At 70.3% G+C, this 26,165-nt stretch carries 20 protein-coding genes; 9 read left to right on the top strand and 11 right to left on the bottom strand.

The genetic code is table 11. The annotated features are described in order from the left end of the window. Window positions 1–58: 58 nt before the first annotated feature. The gene (locus tag ABD120_RS00490) at window positions 59–2,392 is read right to left on the bottom strand and encodes an AAA family ATPase (protein WP_343947598.1); all 2,334 of its coding nucleotides are present in this window, start codon (window positions 2,390–2,392) and stop codon (window positions 59–61) included. A 260-nt stretch (window positions 2,393–2,652) separates the two neighbouring features. Between ABD120_RS00490 and ABD120_RS00485 the strand changes: the two genes are divergently transcribed. The 4 genes from ABD120_RS00485 to ABD120_RS00470 all read left to right on the top strand — a co-directional run bounded on the left by ABD120_RS00485 (window position 2,653) and on the right by ABD120_RS00470 (window position 6,131). Further along, a complete protein-coding gene (locus tag ABD120_RS00485) occupies window positions 2,653–4,191 on the top strand; it encodes an MFS transporter (RefSeq protein WP_343947596.1) in 1,539 nt (512 codons plus the stop codon). A 26-nt stretch (window positions 4,192–4,217) separates the two neighbouring features. Beyond that, window positions 4,218–4,931, top strand: coding sequence for a DoxX family protein (locus ABD120_RS00480; protein ID WP_343947595.1), 714 nt, complete (start codon window positions 4,218–4,220; stop codon window positions 4,929–4,931). Window positions 4,932–5,033: 102 nt separating this feature from the next. Next, the gene (locus ABD120_RS00475) at window positions 5,034–5,486 is read left to right on the top strand and encodes a hypothetical protein (RefSeq protein ID WP_343947594.1); all 453 of its coding nucleotides are present in this window, start codon (window positions 5,034–5,036) and stop codon (window positions 5,484–5,486) included. Between the two features lie 21 nt (window positions 5,487–5,507). Continuing rightward, on the top strand, window positions 5,508–6,131 hold the full coding sequence (locus ABD120_RS00470; protein WP_343947593.1) for a pyridoxamine 5'-phosphate oxidase family protein: 624 nt from the start codon (window positions 5,508–5,510) through the stop codon (window positions 6,129–6,131). A 1-nt stretch (window position 6,132) separates the two neighbouring features. Here the strand turns inward: ABD120_RS00470 and ABD120_RS00465 are convergent, their stop codons facing one another. Continuing rightward, window positions 6,133–6,303 carry a hypothetical protein gene (locus ABD120_RS00465; RefSeq protein WP_343947592.1) on the bottom strand — a complete coding sequence of 57 codons (171 nt, stop codon included), beginning with the start codon at window positions 6,301–6,303 and terminating at the stop codon, window positions 6,133–6,135. A gap of 320 nt (window positions 6,304–6,623) precedes the next feature. Continuing rightward, the gene (gene aceE, locus ABD120_RS00460; protein ID WP_343947591.1) at window positions 6,624–9,080 is read right to left on the bottom strand and encodes a pyruvate dehydrogenase (acetyl-transferring), homodimeric type; all 2,457 of its coding nucleotides are present in this window, start codon (window positions 9,078–9,080) and stop codon (window positions 6,624–6,626) included. A 59-nt stretch (window positions 9,081–9,139) separates the two neighbouring features. On the opposite strand from aceE, the gene ABD120_RS00455 reads away from it, so the two are divergent. Then, window positions 9,140–9,745 carry a GntR family transcriptional regulator gene (locus ABD120_RS00455; protein ID WP_343947590.1) on the top strand — a complete coding sequence of 202 codons (606 nt, stop codon included), beginning with the start codon at window positions 9,140–9,142 and terminating at the stop codon, window positions 9,743–9,745. Window positions 9,746–9,774: 29 nt separating this feature from the next. Here the strand turns inward: ABD120_RS00455 and ABD120_RS00450 are convergent, their stop codons facing one another. Then, entirely contained in the window at window positions 9,775–10,380 is a 606-nt protein-coding gene (locus ABD120_RS00450; RefSeq protein WP_343947589.1) for a TetR/AcrR family transcriptional regulator, read from the bottom strand. A gap of 44 nt (window positions 10,381–10,424) precedes the next feature. Between ABD120_RS00450 and ABD120_RS00445 the strand changes: the two genes are divergently transcribed. Beyond that, window positions 10,425–11,315 (top strand): alpha/beta fold hydrolase, encoded by an 891-nt coding sequence (locus tag ABD120_RS00445; protein WP_343947587.1) that lies wholly within the window; start codon window positions 10,425–10,427, stop codon window positions 11,313–11,315. A gap of 167 nt (window positions 11,316–11,482) precedes the next feature. Here the strand turns inward: ABD120_RS00445 and ABD120_RS00440 are convergent, their stop codons facing one another. The 6 genes from ABD120_RS00440 to ABD120_RS00415 all read right to left on the bottom strand — a co-directional run bounded on the left by ABD120_RS00440 (window position 11,483) and on the right by ABD120_RS00415 (window position 17,671). Beyond that, window positions 11,483–11,824 carry a hypothetical protein gene (locus ABD120_RS00440; protein ID WP_343947586.1) on the bottom strand — a complete coding sequence of 114 codons (342 nt, stop codon included), beginning with the start codon at window positions 11,822–11,824 and terminating at the stop codon, window positions 11,483–11,485. 216 nt (window positions 11,825–12,040) lie between these two features. Next, entirely contained in the window at window positions 12,041–12,244 is a 204-nt protein-coding gene (locus ABD120_RS00435; protein ID WP_343947585.1) for a hypothetical protein, read from the bottom strand. Between the two features lie 218 nt (window positions 12,245–12,462). After that, entirely contained in the window at window positions 12,463–12,879 is a 417-nt protein-coding gene (locus tag ABD120_RS00430; protein WP_343947584.1) for a prevent-host-death protein, read from the bottom strand. A gap of 198 nt (window positions 12,880–13,077) precedes the next feature. Beyond that, on the bottom strand, window positions 13,078–15,894 hold the full coding sequence (locus tag ABD120_RS00425; RefSeq protein WP_343947583.1) for a vitamin B12-dependent ribonucleotide reductase: 2,817 nt from the start codon (window positions 15,892–15,894) through the stop codon (window positions 13,078–13,080). Further along, on the bottom strand, window positions 15,891–16,346 hold the full coding sequence (nrdR, locus tag ABD120_RS00420) for a transcriptional regulator NrdR (RefSeq protein WP_343947582.1): 456 nt from the start codon (window positions 16,344–16,346) through the stop codon (window positions 15,891–15,893). The genes ABD120_RS00425 and nrdR overlap by 4 nt, the downstream gene beginning before the upstream one ends. A gap of 1,058 nt (window positions 16,347–17,404) precedes the next feature. Next, window positions 17,405–17,671 (bottom strand): LysM peptidoglycan-binding domain-containing protein, encoded by a 267-nt coding sequence (locus tag ABD120_RS00415; protein WP_343947581.1) that lies wholly within the window; start codon window positions 17,669–17,671, stop codon window positions 17,405–17,407. 1,554 nt (window positions 17,672–19,225) lie between these two features. On the opposite strand from ABD120_RS00415, the gene lexA reads away from it, so the two are divergent. Further along, window positions 19,226–19,942: a transcriptional repressor LexA gene (gene lexA / locus ABD120_RS00410; protein ID WP_343947580.1), complete on the top strand. Its 717-nt coding sequence runs from the start codon at window positions 19,226–19,228 to the stop codon at window positions 19,940–19,942. A gap of 629 nt (window positions 19,943–20,571) precedes the next feature. Then, complete coding sequence (locus ABD120_RS00405; protein ID WP_343947579.1) at window positions 20,572–21,651, top strand: MalY/PatB family protein; 1,080 nt, start codon at window positions 20,572–20,574, stop codon at window positions 21,649–21,651. A 103-nt stretch (window positions 21,652–21,754) separates the two neighbouring features. Here ABD120_RS00405 and ABD120_RS00400 read toward each other — a convergent pair whose 3' ends face one another. Then, window positions 21,755–23,140: a hypothetical protein gene (locus ABD120_RS00400; protein ID WP_343947578.1), complete on the bottom strand. Its 1,386-nt coding sequence runs from the start codon at window positions 23,138–23,140 to the stop codon at window positions 21,755–21,757. Window positions 23,141–23,552: 412 nt separating this feature from the next. Here ABD120_RS00400 and leuS point away from each other — a divergent pair, with 412 nt between their 5' ends. Next, complete coding sequence (gene leuS / locus ABD120_RS00395) at window positions 23,553–26,006, top strand: leucine--tRNA ligase (protein ID WP_343947577.1); 2,454 nt, start codon at window positions 23,553–23,555, stop codon at window positions 26,004–26,006. The last annotated feature ends 159 nt before the right edge of the window (window positions 26,007–26,165 follow it).

Below are 26,165 nucleotides of genomic sequence, written 5' to 3'. Positions count from 1 at the left end.
TCATAGTGCTACACCATGTGACGGTCGGGTCGCAGGCAAGTGCCAAAGTGGCGTCTGGTTAGCGTCCGGAAAGTTCGTCCACGGCGGCGCGGACGTCGGCGCTGGTGATGGTGGTGAGCTCGGCGGAGCTGGCGTCGCCGCCGAGCGCGGCCAGGCGCACGTCGCGCCGGAGCGCGGCCCGCTCGAACAGCGAGCGGGCGAAGCGCCCGTTGCCGAGGCCGTCGATCAGGCGCTCTCCGCACACCCAGCCGAACACCTCGTCGAGGTCGCGCAGCGCGGCCTCGTCGAAGCGGTCGCCCGACTTGTCCGCGAGCAGCGCGGCGATCTCGGACAGTTCGCCGGGAGTGTAGCTGGGGAAGGCGACGCGCTGGTTGAAGCGGCTGCCGAGGCCGGGGTTGGTGGCGAGCAAGGCGTCCATCTCGCGCTCGTACCCGGCGAGCACGACGACCAGCCGGTCGCGGTCGTCCTCGGCCCGCTTGAGCAGGGCCTGCACGGCCTCGGCGCCGAAGGCGTCGCCGCCCGCGTAGCCGGGGTTGACCAGGCTGTATGCCTCGTCGACGAACAGCACGCCGCCGAGCGCCCGGTCGACCAGTTCGTTGGTCTTGATCGCGGTGGCGCCGAGGTGCTGGCCGACGAGGTCGGCGCGGTGGGCCTCGACCACGTCGGGCCGCGACAGCAGCCCGAGCGCGGCGAAGACGCGCCCGAGCACCCGGGCCACGGTGGTCTTGCCGGTGCCGGGCGGGCCGACGAACACGAAGTGGCGCGTCTGCGGCGGCGTGGGCAGGCCGCGCTCCTGCCGCATCCGGGCGACCTGGAGCTGGGCGGCGATGGCGTGGACCTGCCGCTTGACCGGCAGCAGCCCGGCCATGCGGTCGAGGTCGGCCAGTGCCTCCTCAAGGGTCGGCGTGGCGGTGTGGCCGCGGAACCTGGAGGTGAGCTCGTCGAAGGCCTTGGTGACGTCGGCGGTGGCGGTGGTGACCAGGTCCTCGGTGCTCGGGGTGCCGCCCGCGCCGACGACCCGCACGTCGCGGGCCTGTGCGGCGGCCTCGACGAGGCTGCGGACGAAGCGGGCGTTGCCGAGTTCGTCGACCAGCGCGCGCCGGTGGACGTCCTCGAAGCGCCCGAGGAGGGCGGCGGCGGTGTCGGGCGCCATGCGGTCGCCCCTGCGCCGCTGCAGCAGCGCGGTGATGTCGGCGAGTTCGCCCGGCGCGTAGCTGGGGAAGCGCACGCGGGTGGCGAACCTGCTGGCCAGGCCGGGGTTGGAGGCGAGGAAGCCGGTCATCTCCTGCTCGTAGCCGGCCAGGATGATGATCAGCCGTTCGCGGTCGTCCTCGGCCCGCTTGAGCAGGGTCTGCACGGCCTCGGCGCCGAAGCGGTCGGGTTGGCCGTCCGCCGAATTGACCAGGCCGTAGGCCTCGTCGATGAACAGCACGCCGCCGAGCGCCCGGTCGACCAGTTCGTTGGTCTTGATCGCGGTGGCGCCGAGGAACTCGCCGACCAGGTCGGCGCGCTGTGCCTCGACCACCTGCGGGGTCTCCAGCAGCCCGAAGGCGTAGAAGATCTTGGCGAGGGTGCGGGCGACGCTGGTCTTGCCGGTGCCGGGCGGGCCGACGAACACGAAGTGCCTGGTGGGGCGCTCGGCGGCATAGCCCGCCTCGGCGCGCAGCCGGGTGGCCTCGATGGAGGCGGCGATCGAGCGCACCTGCTCCTTGACGGGGGCCAGTCCGATCATGTTCTCCAGTTCGGCCAGCGCCTCCTCGACCGAGATCGGCTGGGGTGCGGCGGCGCGGTCCTGCGGCTGTTCCTGCCTGCCCTCGCGGACCCTGACGCGGACCTGCTCGTCGGCGTTCAGCCGGGCCCGCGCGCGGCGGGCGGCGATGAAGCGCACCACGAGGACGATCGCGGCGCACCCGACGGCGGCCCACAGCGCGATGGACTCCGACACCGGCGACAGCGCCGCGGCGAGCGCGCCGGCGGGGGCGAGGGCCATGAGCGTGGTCAGCCACGGCGGTACCCACCGGATCAGGTGGGCGGCGCCCGCCACCAGGACGCCGAGCACCAGCAGGAGGGTGGGGACGAAGGATCGGGGGAACAGGTGGGAGAAGACGGCGAAGGCCAGCGTGCTCCAGGCGGCCACGACGAGCACGGTCGCGGCGGCGCGCGGGAAGTGGAGGGTGAGGGCGGCGAAGCCGAGCAGCGTCAGGCTGGTGAGGAAGGTCGCGAACAGCTCCCAGCCGAGTGCGGCCCCCATGCCGACGGCGACCACCAGCACGCCGACGTAGAGCGCTTTGCGCACGGCCGGAGGGAGCTGGAAATATCGCAGCCGCACCTGCTCGAACAGATCCCTGGCGGCGGTCCTTCCCGCCGGTCGGGCCCTGCCGGTCTCCCGCATCACGCCTCCCCGGTACGACCCCGGTTATACCGCACCGGACGGGGGATTGGGCGGACCTGACACGCCAGGTAGCCGTGACCGTTACAGGGATACGGTAATGACGTCGGTGCTGCCATGTGACCTCGCCTGCCCACATTTACACCGACATATCCCTGTATGAGGTGGGTGGCGGGGCGAATCACTCGATATTCCTTTGCCGGGTGCCGGTCTTCGCCTAAGCTGCCACGCATGTTCAGGAGGGCCCGACGTCCGACGGTCGCATGACCGCCGTCCGCCCCGCGCCCGCCCTCCGGCGCCCAGGCCCCGAGCCGGTGCGCAACCGCTGGGCCGTGCTCGTCCTGCTGTGCCTGAGCCTGCTGCTCATCACCGTCGACGCGACCGTCCTGCACATCGCGGTCCCCGCGCTGACGGCCGCGCTGGAACCCTCCGCCGTCCAGCTCCTGTGGATCATCGACGTCTACTCCCTCGTCGTGGCGCCCCTCCTGGTGCTGTTCGGGACGCTGGGCGACAGGTACGGGCGCAAACGCCTGGTCCTGACGGGCTTCGTGCTGTTCGGCCTCGCCTCCGCGCTGGCCGCGCTCTCCCCCGACGCGGCCACCCTCATCGCCGCCAGGGCCCTGCTCGGCGTCGGCGGCGCAATGATCATGCCCGCCACACTCTCGATCATCAGGCAGGTCTTCACCGACCGTCGCGAACGCGCCTTCGCCCTCGGCGTGTGGAGCGCCGTCGCGGCGGCGGGCGCCGCCGTCGGGCCCCTGGTCGGCGGGCTGCTCGTCGGCCTGTGGTGGGGTGCGGTCTTCCTGGTCAACGTCCCGATCCTGCTGGTGCTGCTGCCCGCCGCCGCCCGGCTGCTGCCGGAGTCGCGCTCGCGCGGACGCGGGCGCTGGGACCCGCTCAGCGCGGTGCTGTCCGTCCTCGGCATCCTCACCCTGGCCTTCGGCCTCAAGGAGGCGGGCTCGGGCGGGGTGATGCCGCGCGGCGCCGCCGCGCTCGTCTTCTGCCTGGGGATCGCCCTCCTGTTCTGGTTCGTACGGCGCCAGCGCCGCCTGGCCACCCCCCTCCTCGACGTGGACCTGTTTCGCCGGCGCGAGTTCAGCACCGGGGTCGCCGGAGTGCTGCTCGGCGTGTTCTCCCTGGTCGGGCTGCAGCTCATGCTGGCTCAGTACCTCCAGTTGGTACTCGGCGACACCCCCTTCCAGGCGGCGCTGCGCATGCTGCCGCTCGTCGTCTCCGCGATCCTCGGCGGGCTCGTGGCCGCGCACCTGCTGCCCAGGCTCGGCATGCGGGTCACCATGAGCGGCGGCCTCGCCCTGGTCGCCGTGTCGCTCACACCCACACTGGGCTGGGGCGTCGAAGGGCATCCGGTGCTGCTGGCCGTCTGTTTCCTCGGCATCGGCTTCGGCGTGCAGGTCGCGCTGCTGGCCGCCTCCGACGCCATCATGTCCTCCTGCGACGAGCGTCGCGCGGGCGGTGCGGCGGCCGTCGAGGAGACCGCCTACGAACTCGGTGCCGGGCTGGGGGTCGCCGTGCTCGGCACCATCACCACCATCGCCTACGCCCCTGCCGTACCCGCCATCCCCGGGGTGCCCGCCGACGGCATGGACCAGGCCAGGCAGTCGCTCGCGGGAGCCGCGCACGTGGCCGCAGGCGTCGGCGGGGATCCGGGGGCGGCGCTGCTGGGGGCCGCGCGGTGGGCGTTCGTCGACGCCCTGCACATCACGATCGCGGTCAGCGTCGCGCTGCTGGGCGTGACCGCGTTCGCGGTCGCGGTGCTGCTCAGACGGGGGCGAAGTGTGTGAAGTCCGGATCAGGGCAGATTTCTAGCGTGAGTCAGGTCCTGCGGGATTTAGCGGCGCTGGTCGCGCGGGTCGCCGTGGGCAGCCTGTTCTTCGCCAACGGCTGGACGAAACTGCAGCTCGGGCTGATCGCGACCGGTGAGTCGTTCGCCCGGCAGGGCGCTCCCGCCCCCGGCTCGTGGGCGACGGTGACCATGCTGGCCGAGCTCATCGGCGGCGCGTTGCTGGTTGCGGGGCTGGCCGTACCGGTGACCGGGGTGGTGCTGTTCCTTGAGGCACTGGCGGTGTTCCTGGTCGCGCGGCCGATCAACCCGGTCAGCGCCAACGAGCTGGTCGCGCTCGGCGCGGCCGCCGTCCTGCTGGGGATCGTGGGCGCGGGCCGGATCTCCGTCGACCACCTGGTGGTGATCAGGCGCAGAGAGGCTTCGGACCTCGCCGCCGACACCGAGGCCGACCGGGTCATCTCCGCACTCCGGCCCGCCGACCGGAACGAGCCGGGGGCCGCACAGGGCAACCTCGCCTCCACCGGCCGGGGCGAGACGGACGGCACCGCCACATCCGCCGGTCGCCATGAGGCCGACGGCACTCTCGCGTCCGCCGGCCGGGGAGCGGGGAACGCCCTCGCGCCCATTGGCCAGGGCGAGGCGGGCCCGGGGCACGGCACCGACCTGGACGGCCCCGCTCAGGACACTGCCCCGCCTTCACACGAGACCAGGCCCGCTCCCCGTGAGCCTTCGGGCTGAGCCGCCCACCCGAGAAATATCGACATTTCCACACATCGGGTTTGCGTAGGACCGGAACGGCGGCGAAGATCGTCGATGTCCGTAACCCAGCCGAAGGAACGCATGTTGCTCACGCGAACGATCGCCGCCGCCGCCCTCTCCCTCGCCGGCCTGGTCGCCCTGCCCGCCACCGCACACGCCGCCTCGGCCGCCTACACACCCGAGAAGATCTGCGGCCCCGGTTTCAAGCGCGTCGCCGACGGCCACCGGCCCATGAAGCTGCGCGACGGCGCCGTCCTCGGCCACGTCTACCTGATGTACAACAAGCGCACCGGCCGCAACTGCGTCACCGCGGTCAAGACCACGTACGCGGGCGTGCGCACCGACACCGGCGCCTACCTGGAGGTCAAGGGCGGCGGCCGGTCCGAGGACCGCCAGAAGTACAAGCACTACGCCGAGACCGGCCACATCGACGGCAGCTGGAAGTGCGTGAAGTACGCCGGATGGACCCGCGACCCCAAGGGCCGGGTGCAGGCGTCGGGCGGCCGCGACTCATGGGGCAACTGCGCCGGCTAACCCATAGCTGACAATAGGGACATGAGTTGGGTTGAGATCACCGAAGAGCAAGAACTCCACGGCATCCTGGGCGAGGTGCCGCCCAGGGCGGCGAACAAGGATCGCGCGCGGCTCCACGAGCGCGACAAGGAGTGGCTGGCGGCCTCGCCGTTCTGCCTGATCGCGACCTCGGCCGCGGACGGCACCTGCGACGTCTCACCCAAGGGCGACCCGGCCGGTTTCACCCACGTCATCGACGACACCACGATCGCGATCCCCGACCGGCCCGGCAACCGCCGCGCCGACGGCTTCCGCAACATCCTCGCCAACCCGCACGTCGGGCTGATCTACCTGATCCCCGGCCGCAACGAGACGCTGCGCGTCAACGGCCGCGCGAGGCTGCTGCGTGAGGCGCCGTTCTTCGACGAGATGATCGTCAAGGGGCACCGGCCGCGCCTGGCGCTGCTGGTGGAGATCGAGCAGGTCTTCCACCACTGCGCCAAGGCGTTCCTGCGCTCGGCGCTGTGGCGTCCCGACGAGTGGGTGCCGGACGGGCTGCCGTCGCACGCCCGGCTCGTCAAGGAGGTGCAGTCGGTGACCGAGAGCGTCGAGGAGCTTGAGGCGTACTACGGGCCGTCGTACCGCGAGAAGCTGTACCAGAGCTGACTCATGCGGCAGGCACCGGCCCGTCCGGAAATCTGAGGACGTTGCGACCGCTGTAGGCGCGCAGATCGACGACCTTCGGGTCGCGGACGGCGCGTCTGCGGCGCTCGGCCGACCTGATGTCGCGAACCTTGTGCCTGGCGATGTGCGGTGGCACCACCACAAGTCTGTTCATATCTTCTCAGCCCCCCGGCGTGATGTTTCTGTTACATATGTTATCTACAGATACACCAGTAAGTTGGCCGTAAGGAGCGTTTCAGTAGGGAAGTGTCCGACCGGAAGGGGATCGCAGATCCAGGTCGGCACTCTGGAGCGGACGCCGCTTGGCCGGCGTCTTGACCTTCCTTATGCGTCGCATGGGGATCCCCGCCCCCTTTCGAGCCGGTGCCGCCCGGTTGGTCGAGCACTTGCTAGGCACGCTAAACCGGGCGACACGGACATCTCAAGACATTTGCCCCTTTTCCACAATTCTTTACTGTGTGCTCCACGCGCAGGTCAGGTCGAGGCCGTCGCCTTCAGGACCGCGTCGGCGATCGAGCGCGGATCCACCCCGAAATGCGCCCGCGCGGCCTCGCGCGTGTCGGACAGGCCGAACCCGTCGGTGCCGAGCGAGGTCCACGGCCGGTCGATCCACGGCGCGATCTGGTCGGGCACCGCCCGCATCCAGTCGCTGACCGCGATCACCGGGCCGCCGGTCCCCGACAGGGCCTGACGGACGTACGGCACGCCGTCGGTCGCCATCGCCTCGCGGCGCAGTTCGCTCCAGGAGGTGACGGACCAGACGTCCACGCCGACGCCGTACTCCTCCTCCAGCAGGCGCTGGGCCTCCAAGGCCCAGTGGACGGCGGTGCCGCTGGCCAGGATGTGGGCCTCGCCGCCGCCTTCGGCGTAGCGGTACATGCCCTTGACGATGCCTTCCTCGACACCTTCTCCGGCACCGGCCGGCATCGGCGGTTGCGGCAGGGGCTCGTTGTAGACGGTCAGGTAGTAGAAGACGTTCTCGGCGGCCGGGCCGTACATGCGGCGCAGCCCGTCACGGACGATCACCCCGACCTCGTAGGCGAAGGCGGGGTCGTAGGACAGGCAGGCGGGGTTGGTCGAGGCGATGAGCTGGGAGTGCCCGTCGGCGTGCTGCAGCCCCTCGCCGGTCATCGTGGTGCGGCCGGCGGTGGCGCCGATGAGGAAGCCGCGCCCGAGCTGGTCGGCCATGGCCCACATCTGGTCACCGGTACGCTGCCAGCCGAACATCGAGTAGAAGATGTAGAACGGGATCATCGGCTCGCCGTGCGTGGCGTAGCTCGTGGCGGCGGCGGTGAGTGAGGCCATCGAGCCCGCCTCGGTGATGCCCTCGATGAGGATCTGCCCGTCTGCCGCCTCCCGGTAGGCCAGCAGCAGCTCGCGGTCGACCGAGTCGTACCGCTGTCCGAGCGGGTTGTAGATGCGGGCGGTCGGGAACAGCGACTCCATGCCGAACGTCCTGGCCTCGTCGGGCACGATCGGCACCCAGCGACGGCCGGTCTCCGGGTCCTTCATGAGGTCCTTGACCAGGCGGACGAAGGCCATCGTGGTCGCCACCGGCTGCTTGGAGCCCTTGGCGAGGGCCGCGAAGGGGCGCTCCTGCGGGGCGGGCAGCGGGCGTTCGGCGTACGAGCGGCTGGGGATCGGGCCGCCGAGGGCGGCGCGGCGCTCACGGACGTAGCGGACCTCGGGCGAGTCCTCGCCCGGGTGGAGGTACGGCGGGAACTCCCCGTCCATGGCGGGCACCGGGAGGCCGAGGCGCTCCCCCATCACCCGGAACTCCTCCAGCGTGAGCTTCTTCATCTGGTGGTTGGCGTTGCGCGCCTCGACCCCGGCGCCGAGCGTCCAGCCCTTGACGGTCTGCACGAGCACGACGGTGGGCCCGCCCGTGTGGCGCCGGGCCAGGTCGTAGGCGGCGTGGATCTTGCGCGGCTCGTGGCCGGCGCGCGAACCTCCGACGACGCGGCGCAGGTCGTCGTCGGACAGGTCGCTCGGCAGGCCCGCGAACAGGTGCTCGCGGATGTAGGCGCCGTCGGAGACGGCGAAGGTCTGGAACTGGCCGTCCGGCAGCTCGCCCAGGCGGGCCACGAGGGCGTCGTCCTGGAGGAGGGGATCCCACTCCTCGCCCCACAGCGCCTTGACCACGTGCCAACCGGCACCGGTGAAGACGCTCTCCAGCTCCTGGACGATGCGGGTGTTACCGCGCACGGGCCCGTCGAGGCGCTGGAGGTTGCAGTTGATCACGAAGGTGAGGTTGTCGAGACCCTCGCGGGCGGCCAGGGTGAGCGCGGCCGTGGACTCGGGCTCGTCCATCTCGCCGTCGCCGAGGAAGGCCCACACGTGGCTGCGCGAGGTGTCCTTGATGCCGCGATGGTGCAGGTAACGATTGAAGCGCGCCTGGTAGACGGCGTTGAGCGGGCCGAGGCCCATCGACACGGTCGGGAACTGCCAGAAGCCGGGCAGCGCGCGGGGGTGCGGGTAGGACGGCAGGCCGCCGAGGGTCTCGCGGCGGAAGGCGTCGAGGTGCGCCTCGGTCAGCCTGCCCTCCAGGAAGGCGCGGGCGTAGACGCCGGGCGAGGCGTGGCCCTGGAAGTAGACCTGGTCGTCGGTGCCGTGGAAGTGGTGGTTGAAACCCACTTCGTACAACCATGCGGCCGAGGCGTAGGTGGCCAGGTGCCCGCCCAGGCCGAGCTTGCTGCCCCTGCTGACCATGGCGGCGGCGTTCCAGCGGTCGTATGCGGCGATGCGCTGTTCGAGCGCGAGATCGCCCGGATAGGGCGGTTCCTGCGCCGTGGGCACGGTGTTGACATAGCGGGAACCGGTGGCGAGCCTCCGCAGCAGGTAAGCGGCCCGGTCGGGGCCGGAGACCCGACGGACCGCCTCAAGCGACTCCAACCACTCGGCGGTCTCCTGAGGATCCAGATCCTTCTCCATGAATCCATTAAACACCCAATGATCGATCATTGGGTCATGGGAGGCGCTTTAATGGCTGCGTGAAGCCCGTAGTGCGCGCGCCACTGCGCGAGGAGATCCGCAGGATCCTGCTGGAGGGCCTGGTCGGCGGCCGGTGGTCGCCCGGCGAGCGCATCGTCGAACGCCGCCTCGCCACCGAACTCGGCGTCAGCCAGGCCCCGGTCCGCGAGGCGCTGCGCGAGCTGGAGGCGCTGCGCCTGATCGAGACGCTGCCCAACAAGGGGGCCCGCGTGCGCGCCGTCACCGCCGACGACCTGCGCGAGGTGTACCAGGTGCGGGCCGGGCTGGAGGAGACCGCCGCCCGGCTCGGCGACCCGCCGGTCGCGGCGCTGCGCGACCACCTGGCCGCCATGGACCGAGCGGCCTCGGACGGTTGCCTGGCCGCGCAGGTCGAGCACGGCATCGCCTTCCATCGCGAGATCGTCGCCGCCTCCGGCAACGCGGTGCTGCTGTCGGTGTGGGAGTCGCTCGGCGTGGAGGTCTGGACACACCTGTCGATCCGGTTGTTCCGTACCGAGGCACAGGAGAACGCCGCCGACCATCTGCCGCTGATCGAGGCGTTCCAGAAAGGCGACCCGGCCGCGCCAGCCCTGCTGCGCGATCACGTGCTGGGTTACGCCCCTTAGCGAAATGCGTGTCCGCGTCGGCGGCCGGTTCACGCCGAGGGGGCGAACAGGTGGTCCAGATGGGCGTTGAGCAGGCTCGTGGCGTGGGCGGCGGGGTGCTGGTTGGCCAGGACGGACAACTGGAGGCCCGTCACCAGGGCCAGAGCGGTGGCGGCCAGCGTCTCCGGGTCGCCTGCCGCCGCCAGGTGGCCGCTGTCGCGTGCCTGCTGGAAGCGACCGGCCACGGAGCCCCGCAACGCCTCCGCCTGGGCGAGCCCTTCGGGCGCGAGGTGGGGCTGGCTCAGGGTGAGCGTGAAGTGGGCGGTGTAGGCGAGCATGACCTGCCGCCCGTCCTCGTCGTGCGGGATGAGCGCCCCCAGCATGGCCCGCAGGTACGCCGCCGGCGCGACCGGCTCCGTGAGCGCGGCGACGGCGTCCTGCACACGCCGGCCGATCCGCTCCCCCAGGTGCCCGAGCACCCCGCTGAGCAGTTCCTCCTTGGTGTGGAAGTAGTACTGCACCAGCCGCAGCGACACCCCGGCCTCCGCCGCCACCTCCCGCATGCTGGCTTCCTGCAACCCTCGGGTGGCGGCTATCCGGACGACGGCCTCGGCGATCTGGCGCCGCCGTTCGACATGATCAACTCTCTTCGGCACATTTTTATGATACAGATGACTCATCAAAAGTGTGAGGAGAACCGATGACAGATAGCACCAGCGGAATCGCCCGCTTCCGCAGCGCCCAGGCAGAAAGGCGGTACCTCGCGGGCTACGACGAGGTCATCCGTAACTGGCCGGTCCCCTTGGAGGCGATCGACGCGCCGACGACGTTCGGCACCACCCGCCTCTACCGCACCGGCGCGACCGAGGGCACCCCCGTGGTGTTCCTGCCCGGCATGGGCGGCAACAGCCTGGGCTGGATCTACAGCAGCGGCCCGATCGGCGCCAAGCATCCGGTGTACCTCGTCGACCCGGTCGGCGGCGCCGGCCGCAGCGTCCACACCCGCCGTTACACCGGCGTCCACGACCTGACCACCTGGCTCACCGACACCCTCGACGCGATCGACGTCCCGGCCGCCTACCTGGTCGGCTTCTCCTACGGCGGCTGGCAGTCCCTCCTCGCCGCGATCCACACCCCCGACCGGGTGCTCGGCATGACGCTGCTGGATCCGGCCGCCTTCAGGGTTGCCGGCATCCGCCACATGTCCTGGGGGCTGGGCTGCGGGATCGTCGGGTATCTGCCCAAGGCGATCCGGCCTCCGCTGGCCCGGCTGCTGCACACGGACTCGCTCAACCGGTTCGAGGATCTCAAGGCCGCCCTCGCGGGCCTGTACCTGTTCGAGCAGGCGCTGCCGCCCATGGTCCCGCTGACGGACGAGGAACTCGCCCGGGTGGACCGGCCGGTGCAGATGGTGTTCGGGGCCGCCAGCACCATGCACGACTCGCCGGCCGTGGCCAGGCGGCTGGCCCGGGTGCTGCCGGCGGCGGAGGTCGAACTCGTGCCCGGCGTGGGCCACTCCATCGCCCTGGACGTGCCCGACCTGGTCAACCAGCGCATCCTGCGGCACGCGGCGTCCGTGGTCGGGGCGTAAGGGGCGTCGTCACGGCGGGCGAGCGCGGGGGCGAGGGGCGCGGGAGAGGCCGGGAGCCGTTGCGGCGGGGCGCGTGGGGGCGGCTCCGCCGTGACGGAGGGGAGAGAACAGACCGAGTACGGCGGAGCGCGTGCGGCGGCGGCTCCGCCGTGTCGGCGGGAGGGACCTCAGCCCGCGTACCTGCAGCTCAGCGCCTGGGATACGCCCTGGGAGTGGCCGAGGTAGGCCCGCGACGGGAGGAACCAGCGGCAGGCGTCGGGGGCGCTGCCGCTGCCGTTGTAGACGAGGCCGGTGCCGCCGGTGCTCCACCGGTAGCAGCCCAGCCAGCCGTTGTAGAAGCCGACCGTGGAGGAGGGGGAGACCCGGGCCGCGCAGTACTCGCCGAGCGAGAGCGGGCTCATCACGACCTCCACGTCGGCGGTGCGGGCCGCCTGCGCCTGTGCCGGCGCGGACAACGCGGCGGCGCAGGCGAGAGCCGCGAAGATGAGGACGAGGGCACGACGAAGCATGGAACCTCCATGGGGTCCGGACAGCGACTGATGGGGGTGAGCTGCGCTGATCGCAGTATTAGATAGGAAACCTTCCTATGCAAAGACACCCGTGGCTTCCGCTTGTGAGGTCCCCCGTCAACACCGGAAGGGCGGCCCCGGAACACCGGGATCGCCCTTCCGGTGAATCCATACTGGGGCAGTGCACTTACTCGAAAGGTGCGGTATCCCTCAGGATCAGACCCCGTCGGTCCAATACTTCTGGAGTCGGGCGATGGCCTCCTCCTTGCTCATCCCCGCCACGGTCGTCTCGTCAAGACCCACCCTGGAGATCAACATGAACACGAGGTCTGCGGGCAGGGCCTCCGATGGCAACTCGGGGGCTCCGCGATCGGGTCTCACCTCGTTCTGAACGCATGCCCAGAAGGTCGCCTCGTCCACCTGAAGTTGATCGCGGAGAATGTGACTCCAAATACCCGGGCCGTAGGTGCTTCGGTCGACCGGATGAGAGATCCGGGTCCTCAGAATCCTGCCATCGGGAAGATCTAGCTCGTAGGTGACATGGTGCGTCCCCGTCCCACCCCGGGCGTTCCGCACCAGACGCCAGCCCTCGATCCGACAGAACCGGTCGTGATGCTCACGGGCAGGCTGGGGCCAACTCACCGGCCCTTCCCTACCAGCCATTCGCGCAGTTGCTCGTCATCACTGAGGCTGATCAACTGCACAAGCCCCCAGTTCTCGCGGTGGTTCGGCGCGTCGAGCAGGCGGCCCTGCCAATCCTCCGCGTACTCACGGAGGCCCTCGATCATCTCCGCAATGGCTTGATCAAAGGTCGCACCGTCCGCGGCGACAGGAAGCCCCGGAATGAAAACCGACCAGCCGCCAGCTTCAGGAAGCACCTGTGCTCGAGAAGGAGTGACCACCGCGAGGTAGTGCCGGAGTCTTTCAACATCCACGAAGGCGGTCACGGCCGACTCACGACGCACCGTTGCCACGCGTCCTCTCTCGGCCGCATCCAAAAGCGCCTTGAGATGTGCACGAGCTTCTGTATAGCTGTCGAAGTGAACAGCGGTCATGACGAACCTCCTAGCGAAGCGCACCTCCACGGTGCCACGTCGCCTTAGGTACGTCAAGTACGTCACGTACGCCCGACCCAGCTGGGCCGGGAGGTGTAGGAGCGGCAAGGCAACATACCTCGCCGCCCCTCTTGACCAGCAACTATTTCGTTAGGCGCGCAACGCCGGATGTTGCATCCGCTACAACTCGGCCTGCTTCTAGCTGCAGCCGCTGGTCGAGCCGCAGCCCTCGCAGACGTAGCAGCTACCCGCAGGACGCATCTTCGTGCCGCACGTCATGCACAGCGGCGCGTCCGCCGTGAACCGCTGGTGGCTCTCCAGGGTCACCTCGCGCGACGACTGCTCCACCGCCTTCGGCTGGTCCTCGATCGGCGCCGACTGGGCCAGCGCCTCACGGTCCACCTGCAGCGCCGCAGGGTCCTCGCCGCGCAGCTGCGCCGTCCGCTCGGCCGCCGAGAAGATGCCGAGCGCCGCCCGCTCGTCATAGGGCAGGTGGTCGAGGGCCAGGCGGCGGAAGATGTAGTCCATCACCGAGGTGGCCATCCGGATGTCCGGGTCGTCGGTCATGCCCGCCGGCTCGAAGCGCATGTTGACGAACTTGCTCATGTACGTCTCCAGCGGCACCCCGTACTGCAGGCCGATGGAGATCGCCACCGAGAAGGCGTCCATGACGCCCGCGAGCGTCGAACCCTGCTTGGACATCTTCAGGAAGACCTCGCCGAGCCCGTCGTCCGGGTAGGAGGAGGCCGTCATGTACCCCTTGGCGCCACCGACCGTGAAGCGGGTCGTGGTGCTCGGGCGCTGGTTGGGCATCCGGCGCCGGGTCGGCCGGTTGACCTCGATGACCTTGACCTCGGGCTCGGCCGCGACGGTCTCCTCTGCCTTCTCCGCCTTCTTCGCCGACGAGCCCGCCGACAGCGGCTGCCCGACCTTGCAGTTGTCGCGGTAGACCGCCAGCGCCTTCAGGCCGAGCTTCCAGCCTTCGAGGTAAACCTGCTGGATGTCGTCGATCGTGGCCGACTCGGGCAGGTTGACCGTCTTGGAGATCGCGCCCGACAGGAACGGCTGCGTCGCGGCCATCATCCGGACGTGGCCCATCGGGGCGATCGCCCGCTCGCCCATCGCGCAGTCGAAGACCTCGTAGTGCTCCGGCTTGAGGCCGGGCGCGTCGACGACGTGACCGTGCTCGGCGATGTACTCGACGATCGCCTCGTTCTGCTCCTGCTGGTAGCCGAGCTGCTTCAGCGCGCGCGGGATCGTCTGGTTGACGATCTGCATCGAGCCGCCGCCGACCAGCTTCTTGAACTTCACCAGCGCGAGGTCGGGCTCGATGCCGGTCGTGTCGCAGTCCATCATCAGGCCGATGGTGCCGGTCGGGGCGAGCAGCGACGCCTGCGCGTTGCGGTAGCCGTTCTTCTCACCCAGCCGCAGGCACTCCGACCACTGCCTGGACGCCTCGGTGTGGATCTTGTTGTCCATGAGGCCGACCGTGCGGAGGTCGTCGTTGGCGGCCGCGTGCTTGCGCATGACCCGCTTGTGCGGCTCGGCGTTGCGAGCGTACCCGTCGTAGGCGCCGACCACCCCGGCCAGCTCGGCGCTGCGCCGGTAGGAGACACCGGTCATCAGGCTCGTGATGGCCGCCGCCACCGCGCGCCCGCCCGCCGAGTCGTAGGCGTGGCCGGTCGCCATCAGCAGCGCGCCCAGGTTGGCGTAGCCGATGCCGAGCTGACGGTAGGCGCGAGTGGTCTCGCCGATCTTCTCGGTCGGGAAGTCGGCGAACGTGATCGACACGTCCATGGCCGTGATGATCAGCTCGGTGAGCTTGACGAAGTTCTCCACGTCGAAGGAGTTGTCGTCCTTCAGGAACTTCAGCAGGTTGATGCTGGCCAGGTTGCACGAGGAGTTGTCCAGGTGCACGTACTCCGAGCACGGGTTGGAGGCCGTGATGCGGCCGGTCTCCGGGCTCGTGTGCCAGTCGTTGATCGTGTCGTCGTACTGCACGCCCGGGTCGGCGCACTCCCAGGCGGCCTTGGCCATCTTGCGGAACAGGTCCTTGGCGTCGACCTTCTCGATGACCTCACCGGTCAGGCGGGCGCGCAGGCCGAACTGCTCGCCGTTCTCGACCGCGCGCATGAACTCGTCGGAGACGCGCACCGAGTTGTTGGCGTTCTGGTACTGCACGGACACGATGTCCTTGCCGCCGAGGTCCATGTCGAACCCGGCGTCGCGCAGCGCACGGATCTTGTCCTCTTCGCGGGCCTTGGTCTCGATGAACTCCTCGATGTCGGGGTGATCGACGTCGAGGACGACCATCTTGGCCGCGCGGCGGGTGGCGCCGCCCGACTTGATGGTGCCCGCCGAGGCGTCGGCGCCGCGCATGAAGGAGACCGGGCCGCTGGCCGTACCCCCGCTGGAGAGCAGTTCCTTGGAACTACGGATGCGGGAGAGGTTGATCCCCGAGCCCGAGCCGCCCTTGAAGATCACGCCCTCTTCCTTGTACCACTCCAGGATCGACTCCATCTGGTCGTCCACGGAGAGGATGAAACAGGCGCTGACCTGCTGCGGCGACTGGGTGCCCACGTTGAACCAGACCGGCGAGTTGAACGCGAACACCTGGTGGGTGAGCGCGTACTTCAGCTCGTGGTCGAAGATCTCGGCGTCCTCGTCGGAGGCGAAGTAACCGTGCTCGACCGCCGTCTTCGTGTACATGCCGACCACCCGGTCGACCAGTTGCTTCAGGCTCCACTCGCGCTGCGGGGTGCCGACGGCGCCGCGGAAGTACTTGGTGGTCACGATGTTGGCCGCGTTGACCGACCAGGAGCCGGGGAACTCGACGCCCCGCTGCTCGAAGTTGATCGACCCGTCGCGCCAGTTGGTCATGACGACGTCGCGGCGCTCCCACGCGATCTCGTCGTACGGATGCACCCCGGGCTTGGTGAAGATGCGCTTCATCTTCAGGCCCTTGCGGGGCTTCTTGCCTCCGCGCGCCACTGAACCGCCGACCGTCTCCGTCATGACTCCCCCTTCTCCGCCTTCAACTGCTCGATCTCGGCCTCGAAGTCCGCCAGGCTCTCGAAACCGCGGTATACCGATGCGAACCGCAGATACGCCACCTCGTCGAGGTCACGCAACGGGCCCAGGATGGCCAGACCCACCTCGTTGGAGGCGATCTCGGCCGCGCCCTTGGCCCGGATGGCCTCCTCGACCCGCTGCCCGAGCTGGGCCAGTGAGTCCTCGCTCACCGGCCTGCCCTGGCAAGCCCGTCGCACGCCCGCGACGACCTTGTCCCGTGAGAACGGTTCGGTGACGCCACTACGCTTGCTCACCATCAGCAGAACGGTCTCCTGAGTGGTGAACCTGCGCCCGCACTCCGGACAGGTCCGGCGCCGCCGGATGGCCGCGCCGTCGTCCGTGGAACGGCTGTCGATGACCCTCGTGTCGGGGTGGCGGCAGAACGGACAGTGCACGTTTTCGCCTCCTCGAAGGGCCGCGTAAAGCGGTTGTCCCCGTACGCTCGCGCGCGCCCCACGGCAAGCCATGAGGCGGTCACGGAAACACAAGTTGTGGTGAACTACATCGGTGTAACTACTAGATGTTGTGGTCCAACCGTAGAAGCGAGCGACCATGAACGCAAGTCGGCAGGCCCGCCGCAGCCGAAGTCGCTGATCAGCGCGCCGTACGGTCCCGCGACCGGCGTGTCGCACCTGTTACAACAACCCGGGTGGCAGGCATCATCCCAGGTGAGAGCGCATGTTCAGGGTGTTCGGCGGGCCTCGCTCGCGCTCTGTGCGAGACCATTCTCCTGTACGGCGAAGCCCCCCGAACCCCACCCGCCGCCGCCCCCGACCCTCTGTCCAGGGAGACGCCCCTCGGGCGCCCTCCCGACCCGCCGCGACGACGCTCGGTAACCACCCCTCGCGCCTTGGCCCCCGCTCCCCCGGGCACTTCTCCCCCGCCCACCGCCCCCGTGGACGGCGGAACCGCTTCCGTCAGCGACCCTCGGTCTCAGGCCGCGACCGCCTGTGCCACCGCAGGTTTCGCGCCCCGCGCGCCGCCCCCTCGCAGAGGGCGCGAAACCACTCCACCACGCAGGCGGCGCAGCCCGACCAGAGCACCACCCCCCAAGGGCCATCGCACACCGTCACCGTCACCGTCACGCAAGCGGCGCGGCCCGACCAGAGCGCCTCCGCCCTCCAAAGGCCATCGCACACCGTCAACCGTCACGCGGCCTTGCCCTGCCCTGCCCTGCTCTGCCTTGCCTTGCCCGGACCACGCCCACGCCTGCGTCCGATTTCCCGTCCACGTTCGCGTCTACGCTGCGTCCGATTTCCCGTCCACGTTCACGCCCACACCTGCGTCCCCGTCCCCGTCCCCGTCCCCGTCCCCGTCCACAGCAGCGTTCGACTTCCCGGCCGTGCCCGCGTCCCCGTCCCCGTCCGCGCCCACGCAGTATCGCCGACGCCGCCCTGGGACCGGCGGCGACTGCGGTGGCCGTCTCGGCAACCTCGGCGACCCTAAGGCGGCCTCAGCGCAGTGGGACGTAGAGTCTCGTGCCCGGCCGGATGAGAGAACTGCTGAGACCGTTCAACCGCATGATCTGCCGCACCACCGCCTCGGCGTCACCCTGAGCGGGCAGCGCGTCGGCGATCGTCCACAGGGTGTCGCCATGACCGACCACCACCTGCGGCAACCCGGCATGACTCGACACAGCCCGCGCGGACGCCAAGCTGACCGCCCGAGTCCCCACCCACAGCGCGCCCAGGACCAGCAGCGCCACCGCGACCACCAGCACAACCCGCCCTCGCCGCGTCAGCCGCACCGGCCGCCGGACACGCGCCGCCCGCTCCCGTCCGCCCCGCACGGGCTGTCGGCCCCGCCGCCGCCCACCCCCGGCAGGGCGCTTCCCCAACCTCCGCCCGCCCGACGGGCCGCCCCTGGCGGGCGGCGCCGACGCCCGTCCACGCATGACAGGCCGCCCCGCAGACGCCCGTCCACCCGAGGCGGAACCACCGCCTGCCACCTGACCGTCCGACGGGAACCTCACAGACGGGACCTGACCGTCCGACGAGGACCTCACAGACGGGACCCGATCGCCCGACCTGGCACGCCCGCTCGCTGCCCGCCCGTCGCGGGTGGACCGTCCACCTGATGCCCGGCCGTCACGGGCAGATCGTCCACCTGACGTCCGCCCGTCGCGGGCAGACCGTCCGCTCGACACCCACCCGTCCTGAGCGGCGGATTCGATCTCATGGGAACGGTCCAACGCATCGGCCGAATCCCGATGCCCGGCCTCCCCGGCGAGGGCGTCCGCCGCCGTCTCCGCGTCGGCCGGGCGCCGGAACGCGCCATCGACCGACGACCCGGCCGCGCGCACCCTCTCGGCCCCGGACGACGCATCCGCACCCTGCGGCCGGACCCACGACGGATCGCCCTTACCCGGCGAACCTTCGTGCCGACCACGGCCCCCGCTCGCCGTCGGCACCGCCCGCAACCGTCCGTTCTCCGCACCCTCCACTCTCGCGCCCCCTCCGTCCACGGAAGAACGACCGAACGAAGGCTCCGCTCTGGGCGGCGGCACCAGCCTCAGCGTGGGTCCGCCCGGACGGCCGCGCTTCACGACCCGCCACCCGTCAGGGCCGGCACCGTCCGGACGCCCACTCGACCCCGAGCCTCCGGCTCCCCCCGGACCGACATCGCGCGAAGAGCGCCCCCGAGGGCTCCCACCGCCACCCGAACGATCTCCGATACTCCTGCCGCCACCCGAACGATCTCCGGCGCGCCCGTCGCCGCCCGCAGGGTCTCCGGCGCGCCGATCGGGATGCCCGGCGTCACCTCCGGAGCGTTCGGTCTCCGCGGCGCCGTAACGCCCCCTGCCGGCCTGCCTCGTGTCGCTCTGGCTGATGCGACCGCGTTCCATTCGGGCCCCCCGTTCCGAAGGTTGCGCGTCTTCACGTCTTGCCGGGATCGCGATCCCACCCGCACGCGCTCCAGGCCCCGGCGGCCGGTGAGCGGTCGATCGGACGATGTCCGCGAGCAAGGTCAACTGGTCGGTGGCGTCGTGGTCGATGGCGTCGTCGGCGGTCTGTCTGGTCGTGGTCGCTCGCATCGGATGACCTCCCGCACCGTTGCGGCCTCAACCAAAGGCCCGATAAAGATCAGTGAATCGAACACGGTGTCGATCGAACTCCCGTACGATGTTGTACACCACACCGACGACATTTTCGAGGAAGACTCGAACAATTGTTTGAGGTAGCTCTCCAACGGAGATATCGTCGCTGTGTGCGATACGAAGACCACGGATCGGGAGGACCGCCGGTGATGCGGCCGTCCGCGCGAGGAGGAGAGCATGAGCGAGCGGGATGACGGCAGCGGGGTCAGCGACCTCGCGGTGCGCCGACGCGACTCCCTGGGCCTGACCCCCAGGCAGCGCAAGATCCTCGAGGTGATCCGCGACTCGGTGCAGCAGCGTGGCTATCCGCCCTCCATGCGCGAGATCGGCGAGGCGGTGCAGCTGACGAGCACGTCCAGCGTGTCCCACCAGCTCACGGCGTTGCAGCGCAAGGGCTACCTCCGCCGTGACCCGCACCGGCCGCGCGCCCTTGAGGTCCGCCTGCCGGGCGAGCCGGTCCTGTGGGTCGACCCCGACACGGCCGCCTCCTCGACCGAGGAGCCGACGATCAGCCGCCCGACGGCCGCCTACGTCCCGCTGGTCGGCCGCATCGCCGCCGGTGGCCCGATCCTGGCCGAGGAGAGCGTCGAGGACGTCTTCGCCCTCCCCAAGCAGCTGGTCGGCGAAGGCACGCTGTTCCTGCTCCAGGTCACCGGTGACTCGATGATCGAGGCCGCCATCGCCGACGGCGACTGGGTCGTCGTCCGCCAGCAGCCGGTCGCCGAGAGCGGCGACATCGTCGCGGCCATGATCGACGGCGAGGCGACCGTCAAGACGTTCAAGCGCAAGGACGGGCACATCTGGCTGGTCCCGCACAACCCCAACTACGACCCCATCCCGGGCGACGAGGCCAGCGTGCTCGGCAAGGTGGTCGCCGTCCTCCGCCGTCTCTGACCCACCCGCCCTCGCACCCCGGCGCCGCCGGGGTGCGAGGGCGAACATCCCCACGCCCCGGCACTGCGAACCCAGCCGTTACGGCAAGCCGTCCCACCCCCACCCGCCGTACTCCGGCTGACGGCCTCCAGGAAGACGCTCCTCACCGCCCACCCGTCCTGCCGCCACGACTCCGCTCTCACCGGCCTCCGGGAAACCGGCCATCGACGCTCGCGGCTCCTTGAGACACCAGCCGGACAGCAGCTGACCCCTTGAGGCCCACCACCCGGCCGTACGCCCACCACCCGGCCGCAGGACCACCGCTTCGCCGCACACCCACCGCCTCGCCGTATGCCCACCACCCGCCATATGGCCACCGCTTCGCCGTACGCCCACCGCCCCTTCGTGCGGGGTTGCGTCTGCGGCAGTGGTGTACGAGTTTGACCTGGTCACAAGCGTGGCAGCCGTGAAATGAGAGCGGCCGTCGCCGCCTCACACGGCCGCCGCCCCGTCGTGCACCCACCGCCAGCGCGCGATGAGAAGCACAGCCGCCGAGGCCGAGGTCCGCCGTCGCGCGGACGCTCAGCCATGCCGCGAGCAGCTAACCTCGCCTTCGCGACAATTCGCCCATGTCATCCTAAAATGATCCGATGGAACGTGATGGACTGAAGTGGACCGCGGTGGCTCCCGGTGTGCTCCCCGCCTGGGTTGCGGACATGGACCTGCAGACGGCTCCGGAGGTCGTGGCCGCGCTCCGGAAGCGGGCCTCGGGCGACCTCGGCTATCCGGTCTGGCTCGACGACGCGACCGCAGGCCCGCTCGCCGAGGCGTTCGCGGAGCGCATGTCCGCGCGGTTCGGCTGGAGTCCCGAACCTGAGCATGTCCGCAGTTACTCGGACATCAACCAGGGACTCCAGGTACTCCTGCACATCTGGACGCGGCCCGGAGACGGCGTCGCCGTCCACACGCCCGCCTACCACCCGTTCCTCGACACGCTGCGCGAGATGGACCGGCCACCGCGGCCCATCCAGTTCGAGCGCGACGGCGACACCTGGCGTTTCGAGATCCCCGACCTGAGCGGTTGCAAGGTCCTCCTGCTGGTGAACCCGCACAACCCGACCGGCCGGGTGTTCACCCGCGCCGAACTGGAGTCGCTGGCCGAGGCCGCGGAACGTCACGACCTGATGGTCATCGCCGACGAGATCCACGCCGATCTCGTCTACGCGCCGAACCGGCACATCCCGTTCGCGACCGTCCTTCCGGAGCGGACGGTCACGCTGACCTCGGCCACCAAGTCGTTCAATCTGGGCGGGATCCGGTGTTCGGTCGCGCACATCGGGATGGCGCCGGTGCGGGAGGCGCTGGCCGCGCAACCGGAGTTCTTGTTCGGCAGCGCGAACCTGTTCGGGGTCGAGGCGACGGTGGCGGCGTGGCGACACGGGGACACGTGGCTGGCCGAGACGCTGGCGACGCTGGAGCGCAACCGCCGGACGATCGCGGAACGGCTGCCGGACGGGGTGCGGTACACGGTGCCGGAGGCCACGTACCTGGCGTGGCTGGACGTCGGGCGCAAGGGGATGGCGGAGGTCCTTGAGCGAGAGGCGAAGGTGCTGCTGAACGATGGGGCGGCGTTCGGGCCGGGAGGTGAGACGTTCGTCCGGCTCAACTTCGCCACCAGCCCGGAGACGCTGTCGGAGATCCTCTCCCGCCTGTCCCCCCACCTTCCGTGAGGACGCCCGCCTCCTGACCGCCCGCCTCCTGACCGCGCGCCGACGACCCCGGCACGACACGGCGCGGCGCATCTCCGGAAGGACGTCCCGCAGCGGGCGGCGCTCAGGCGGGGTTGGTGGCCTTGAGCTGGCGGAGGACGGTGTTGACGTCCGGAAGCAGGTTCGCGGCCTCCTCGGGGACCGACATGTACACGATCCCGGGCAACGGGGCGCCCGTGTTCAGCGCCGCCGCCACGATGGTCGCCTTGCCCTGGCTTGAGGTCAGCTCGTAGGCGATGACCAGGCCCGTCGAGGTGCCGCGCTTGATGGCCTGCTGCCCGACCTTCTTGACCGTGTTCCCACGGGGGAAGAAGCGCTTGCGGGCGTCCACCACCACGGACTTGATCGCCGGTTCCAGGTCCTCCTGGTCGTAGACGCCGGACATCCGCTCAGGGAGCTGGGAGGTCATCACGTGCGCGTACCCCTCGGCGCCGACCTTGGAGAACTGGCGGGTCTCGTAGCCGTAGGTGTTCTTCACGGCGGGACGCTGGTCGAGCAGCCAGGTGCCGCCGAGGCGCGGGACGCTGATCCCCGAGACCGTGTCCGCCAGTGTGCCCGCGACCGGCGCGGGGGTGCCGGGGTACCGCTTGATCTTGGGGAACGACGGCTTGGTCGCGGGCGGCAGGCTCCCCTGGGCCTTGGACGGCGGCGGCTGCGGCGTCTTCACCGGCTCGGGCTGCTCGGCCGCGAGCGGCCCGGCGAGGAAGGCCCACAGCAGCGCGCCGACCAGTCCGACCGCGACCGTGCCCGCCAGTGCGAAGACCCACACCGGCTTGCCCTGCTCGTCGTCCTCCGGCTCGTACCTGCGCGGCCTGCGCTCCTCCGGCCGGTCGCCGTCGCCGTCGTCGTCGTCCTCACCGAAGACGGTGTTCCACAGTTCCTGCTGGCGTTCGGGCGGCGGGGTGCGCGAGCCGCTGATCTGCCCTGCGGTGACGAACGGCCGGTCGGGGTCGGAGGGGTCGCGGCTGAGGTTGGCGCCGGGGCGGTTCAGCTCGGGCTGCGGGTGGACGAGCGTGCGGTCCATCGGCTCGCCCTGCTGCGGCTGCGGCGGCGGCATGGGCGCGTTCTGCTCGCCCGCGGGCGGCCAGGGCGCCGGCGACGACAGGTTGGACCAGGCGGGCAGCGGGTCGCGCGGGGCTTCCGGCGCCTGCTCCGGGCGGCCGGCGTCGGGCCGGCCGGCCGACTGGGCGAACGGGTCGGCGCCCGGCTGCTGCGTGCCGAAGGGGTCGTGGGAGAGACGGTCGGTGAAGGGGTCGGCGGGGCGGCCGCCCTGCTGGGGCTCGCGGCCCGGAACCTCGGGCCAGCCGCCCGGGGTGGCCTCCGGCCAGCCGCCCGGCGCAGTGGAGCGCCCGTGCCGCCCGCCCGCCTCGTCGCGGGCGTCCGGCCAGGAGGCGGGCACCTCGGGCCAGGACGGCGGCAGGTGGGGTGCTCCGGAATTCTCCGTTGCCATTACTGCCGTACCTCCCGAGGTTATGTCCGGATTAAACGCATCCGGCATGATCTCACGTGGCCAGTAGGGTTCCGCAGGCAAACGCGCGAAGCCGTGCGGATCCGCCGGCGACTGCCACCGGTGATCGTTCGGGCTCTGCGGGAGGCCACTGTGACGAGAGTATTCCAACGGGACATACGAGGTCACAACGGATGGACCTTCGGCAGGTCTTCGGAACGGCCATTGTGCCCCGGAGCCCCGGAAGAGTACCGGCATTCCGCAGAAGAGGTGCGCTAGGCTTGAGCTATGCGTTCCGCGACCCTGCTTCTTAGCGGGCCGCGACGGCCCTGAAGATCACGCCGTCGCGGCTGCCCCTCGTTGCGCACGGGGGGTTTTCTCATGGGTCAGCTACCAGCCGAGAAGGACGACAGCCGTGAGTGACTACGACCCGCAGGCGCTGCAGGCCAAATGGCAGCAGCGGTGGGAGGAGCGAAACCCGTTCCAGGCGAGCGAGGACGCCGCCGACCCCCGCGAGCGGCGCTACATGCTCGACATGTTCGCCTATCCGTCGGGCGACCTGCACATGGGCCACGGTGAGGTGTTCGCGATCGGCGACGTCATCTCGCGCTACTGGTTCCAGAAGGGCTACAACGTCCTGCACCCCGTCGGGTGGGACTCCTTCGGCCTGCCCGCGGAGAACGCCGCGATCCGGCGCAACGCCCACCCCGCCGAGTGGACGTACGCGAACATCGACGTCCAGGCCGAGTCCTTCAAACGCTACGCGATCTCCTTCGACTGGTCGCGCCGCCTGCACACCAGCGACCCCGAGTACTACCGCTGGAACCAGTGGCTGTTCAACCGCTTCTTCGAGCGCGGCCTGGCCTACCGCAAGGGCGGGCTGGTCAACTGGTGCCCGAGCGACCAGACGGTGCTGGCCAACGAGCAGGTGGTCGCGGGCCGCTGCGAGCGCTGCGGCGCCGAGGTCGTCAGGCGTGAGCTGACCCAGTGGTACTTCAAGATCACTGACTACGCGCAGCGGCTGCTGGACGACATGAAGCAGCTCGAAGGCGGCTGGCCGGAGCGCGTGCTGACCATGCAGCGCAACTGGATCGGCCGCTCAGAGGGCGCCGACGTGATCTTCGAGATCGAGGGCCGCGACGAGCCCGTCCACGTCTTCACCACGCGCCCCGACACCCTGTTCGGCGCCACCTTCTTCGTCGTCGCCGTGGACGCCGCGCTGGCCGACGAGATCGTCACCGACGAGCAGCGCCCCGCCTTCGAGGCCTACCGGGCCGAGGTCGCCAAGCTCAGCGACATCGAGCGGCTGTCCACCGACAAGGACAAGACCGGTGTCTTCCTGGGCCGCCACGCGGTGAACCCGGTCAACGGCGAGCGCATCCCGGTGTGGGCGGCCGACTACGTGCTGGCCGACTACGGTCACGGCGCGATCATGGCGGTGCCCGCCCACGACCAGCGCGACCTCGACTTCGCCCGCAAGTTCGAGCTGCCGGTCCGCGTCGTCGTGCACACCGGTCTGGCCGATCCCGGCGACACCGGTGAGGCCACCACGGGAGAGGGCACGCTGGTCAACTCCGGCCCGCTGGACGGCCTGACCAAGACCGAGGGCATCAGCAAGATCATCGAGGTCCTGGAGACCGAGGGCCGGGGCAGGGGCGCGATCAACTTCCGCCTGCGCGACTGGCTGCTGTCGCGCCAGCGGTTCTGGGGCACGCCCATCCCGATCATCCACTGCGCCGACTGCGGCGAGGTGCCGGTCCCCGACGACCAGTTGCCCGTCACGCTGCCCGACCTGCGCGGCGAGGCGCTGGCCCCCAAGGGCATCAGCCCGCTGGCCGGGGCCACCGACTGGGTCGAGGTCGAGTGCCCCAAGTGCGGCGGCGAGGCGCGGCGCGACACCGACACCATGGACACCTTCGTCGACTCCGCGTGGTACTTCCTGCGCTACACCGACCCGCACTACACGGAGGGGCCCTTCGACGTCGAGAAGGTCCGCAGGTGGGGGCCGATCGACATGTACGTGGGCGGGGTCGAGCACGCGGTGCTGCACCTGCTGTACTCCCGCTTCTTCGTCAAGGTCCTGCACGACATGGGCATGGTGGACTTCACCGAGCCGTTCATGCGCCAGCTCGGCCAGGGCCAGGTGATCAACGGCGGCAAGGCCATGTCCAAGTCGCTGGGCAACGGCATCGACCTGGGCGACCAGATCGACCGCTACGGCGTCGACGCGGTGCGGCTGACGATGCTGTTCGCCAGCCCGCCCGAGGACGACATCGACTGGGCGGACGTCTCGCCGCAGGCCTCGCAGAAGTTCCTGGCCCGGGCGTTCCGGGTGATGAACGAGGTGACCAGCGAGCCCGGCGCCGACGTCACGACCGGTGACGTCGAGCTGCGGCGGGTCACCCACAAGACCATCGACGAGGTGACCAGGCACGTCGACAACCACCGCTTCAACGTCGCGATCGCCCGGCTGATGGAGCTGACGTCCGCTGCCCGCAAGGCGATCGACTCGGGGCCCGGCGCGGCCGACCCGGCGGTGCGCGAGGCGGCCGAGGCGCTGGCCGTGATGCTGTCGCTGGTGGCGCCGTACACGAGCGAGGAGGGCTGGGAGCGGCTGGGTCACACCGACCGCTCGGTGGCGCTGGCGGGGTGGCCGAGCGCCGACCCGACACTGCTGGTGGAGGAGACGACGACGTGCGTGGTGCAAGTGGCGGGCAAGGTCCGCGACCGGCTGGAGGTGGCCACGGACATCGGCGAGGACGCGCTGCGTGAGCTGGCGCTGGCCTCCGACAAGGTCCGCGCCCACCTGTCGGGCGAGCCCCGCAAGGTGATCGTGCGTGCTCCCAAGCTGGTCAACATCGTCCCTTGACGGCCCCGGGGGGCTGGCGTCTCGTGTGAGAAGACCCTTTCTCCATGTCACGGCAAGCCCCCACGGCGCCACCCACCGAACTCCGGCTGACGGCCTCCAGGAGAACGCTCCTCCTCCGACCCCGTCCCGCCGTGACGACTCCGTCCTTACCCGGGGCCA

The organism is Nonomuraea longicatena (assembly GCF_039525605.1).
In the GTDB taxonomy this organism is placed as follows: Bacteria; Actinomycetota; Actinomycetes; order Streptosporangiales; family Streptosporangiaceae; genus Nonomuraea; species Nonomuraea longicatena.
Note: the sequence above shows the minus strand (reverse complement) of the source record. Positions and strands in the feature narration are given on the sequence as shown.

Excerpts from the sequence above, each read along its gene's own strand:
- ABD120_RS00445 (WP_343947587.1), top strand. The coding sequence starts at position 10,425 with ATGACAGATAGCACCAGCGGAATCGCCCGCTTCCGCAGCGCCCAGGCA.
- ABD120_RS00405 (WP_343947579.1), top strand. The coding sequence starts at position 20,572 with ATGGAACGTGATGGACTGAAGTGGACCGCGGTGGCTCCCGGTGTGCTC.
- ABD120_RS00440 (WP_343947586.1), bottom strand. The coding sequence starts at position 11,824 with ATGCTTCGTCGTGCCCTCGTCCTCATCTTCGCGGCTCTCGCCTGCGCC.
- ABD120_RS00485 (WP_343947596.1), top strand. The coding sequence starts at position 2,653 with ATGACCGCCGTCCGCCCCGCGCCCGCCCTCCGGCGCCCAGGCCCCGAG.
- ABD120_RS00400 (WP_343947578.1), bottom strand. The coding sequence starts at position 23,140 with ATGGCAACGGAGAATTCCGGAGCACCCCACCTGCCGCCGTCCTGGCCC.
- ABD120_RS00430 (WP_343947584.1), bottom strand. The coding sequence starts at position 12,879 with ATGACCGCTGTTCACTTCGACAGCTATACAGAAGCTCGTGCACATCTC.
- lexA (WP_343947580.1), top strand. The coding sequence starts at position 19,226 with ATGAGCGAGCGGGATGACGGCAGCGGGGTCAGCGACCTCGCGGTGCGC.
- aceE (WP_343947591.1), bottom strand. The coding sequence starts at position 9,080 with ATGGAGAAGGATCTGGATCCTCAGGAGACCGCCGAGTGGTTGGAGTCG.
- ABD120_RS00490 (WP_343947598.1), bottom strand. The coding sequence starts at position 2,392 with ATGCGGGAGACCGGCAGGGCCCGACCGGCGGGAAGGACCGCCGCCAGG.
- ABD120_RS00470 (WP_343947593.1), top strand. The coding sequence starts at position 5,508 with ATGAGTTGGGTTGAGATCACCGAAGAGCAAGAACTCCACGGCATCCTG.
- ABD120_RS00425 (WP_343947583.1), bottom strand. The coding sequence starts at position 15,894 with ATGACGGAGACGGTCGGCGGTTCAGTGGCGCGCGGAGGCAAGAAGCCC.
- ABD120_RS00475 (WP_343947594.1), top strand. The coding sequence starts at position 5,034 with ATGTTGCTCACGCGAACGATCGCCGCCGCCGCCCTCTCCCTCGCCGGC.
- ABD120_RS00465 (WP_343947592.1), bottom strand. The coding sequence starts at position 6,303 with ATGAACAGACTTGTGGTGGTGCCACCGCACATCGCCAGGCACAAGGTT.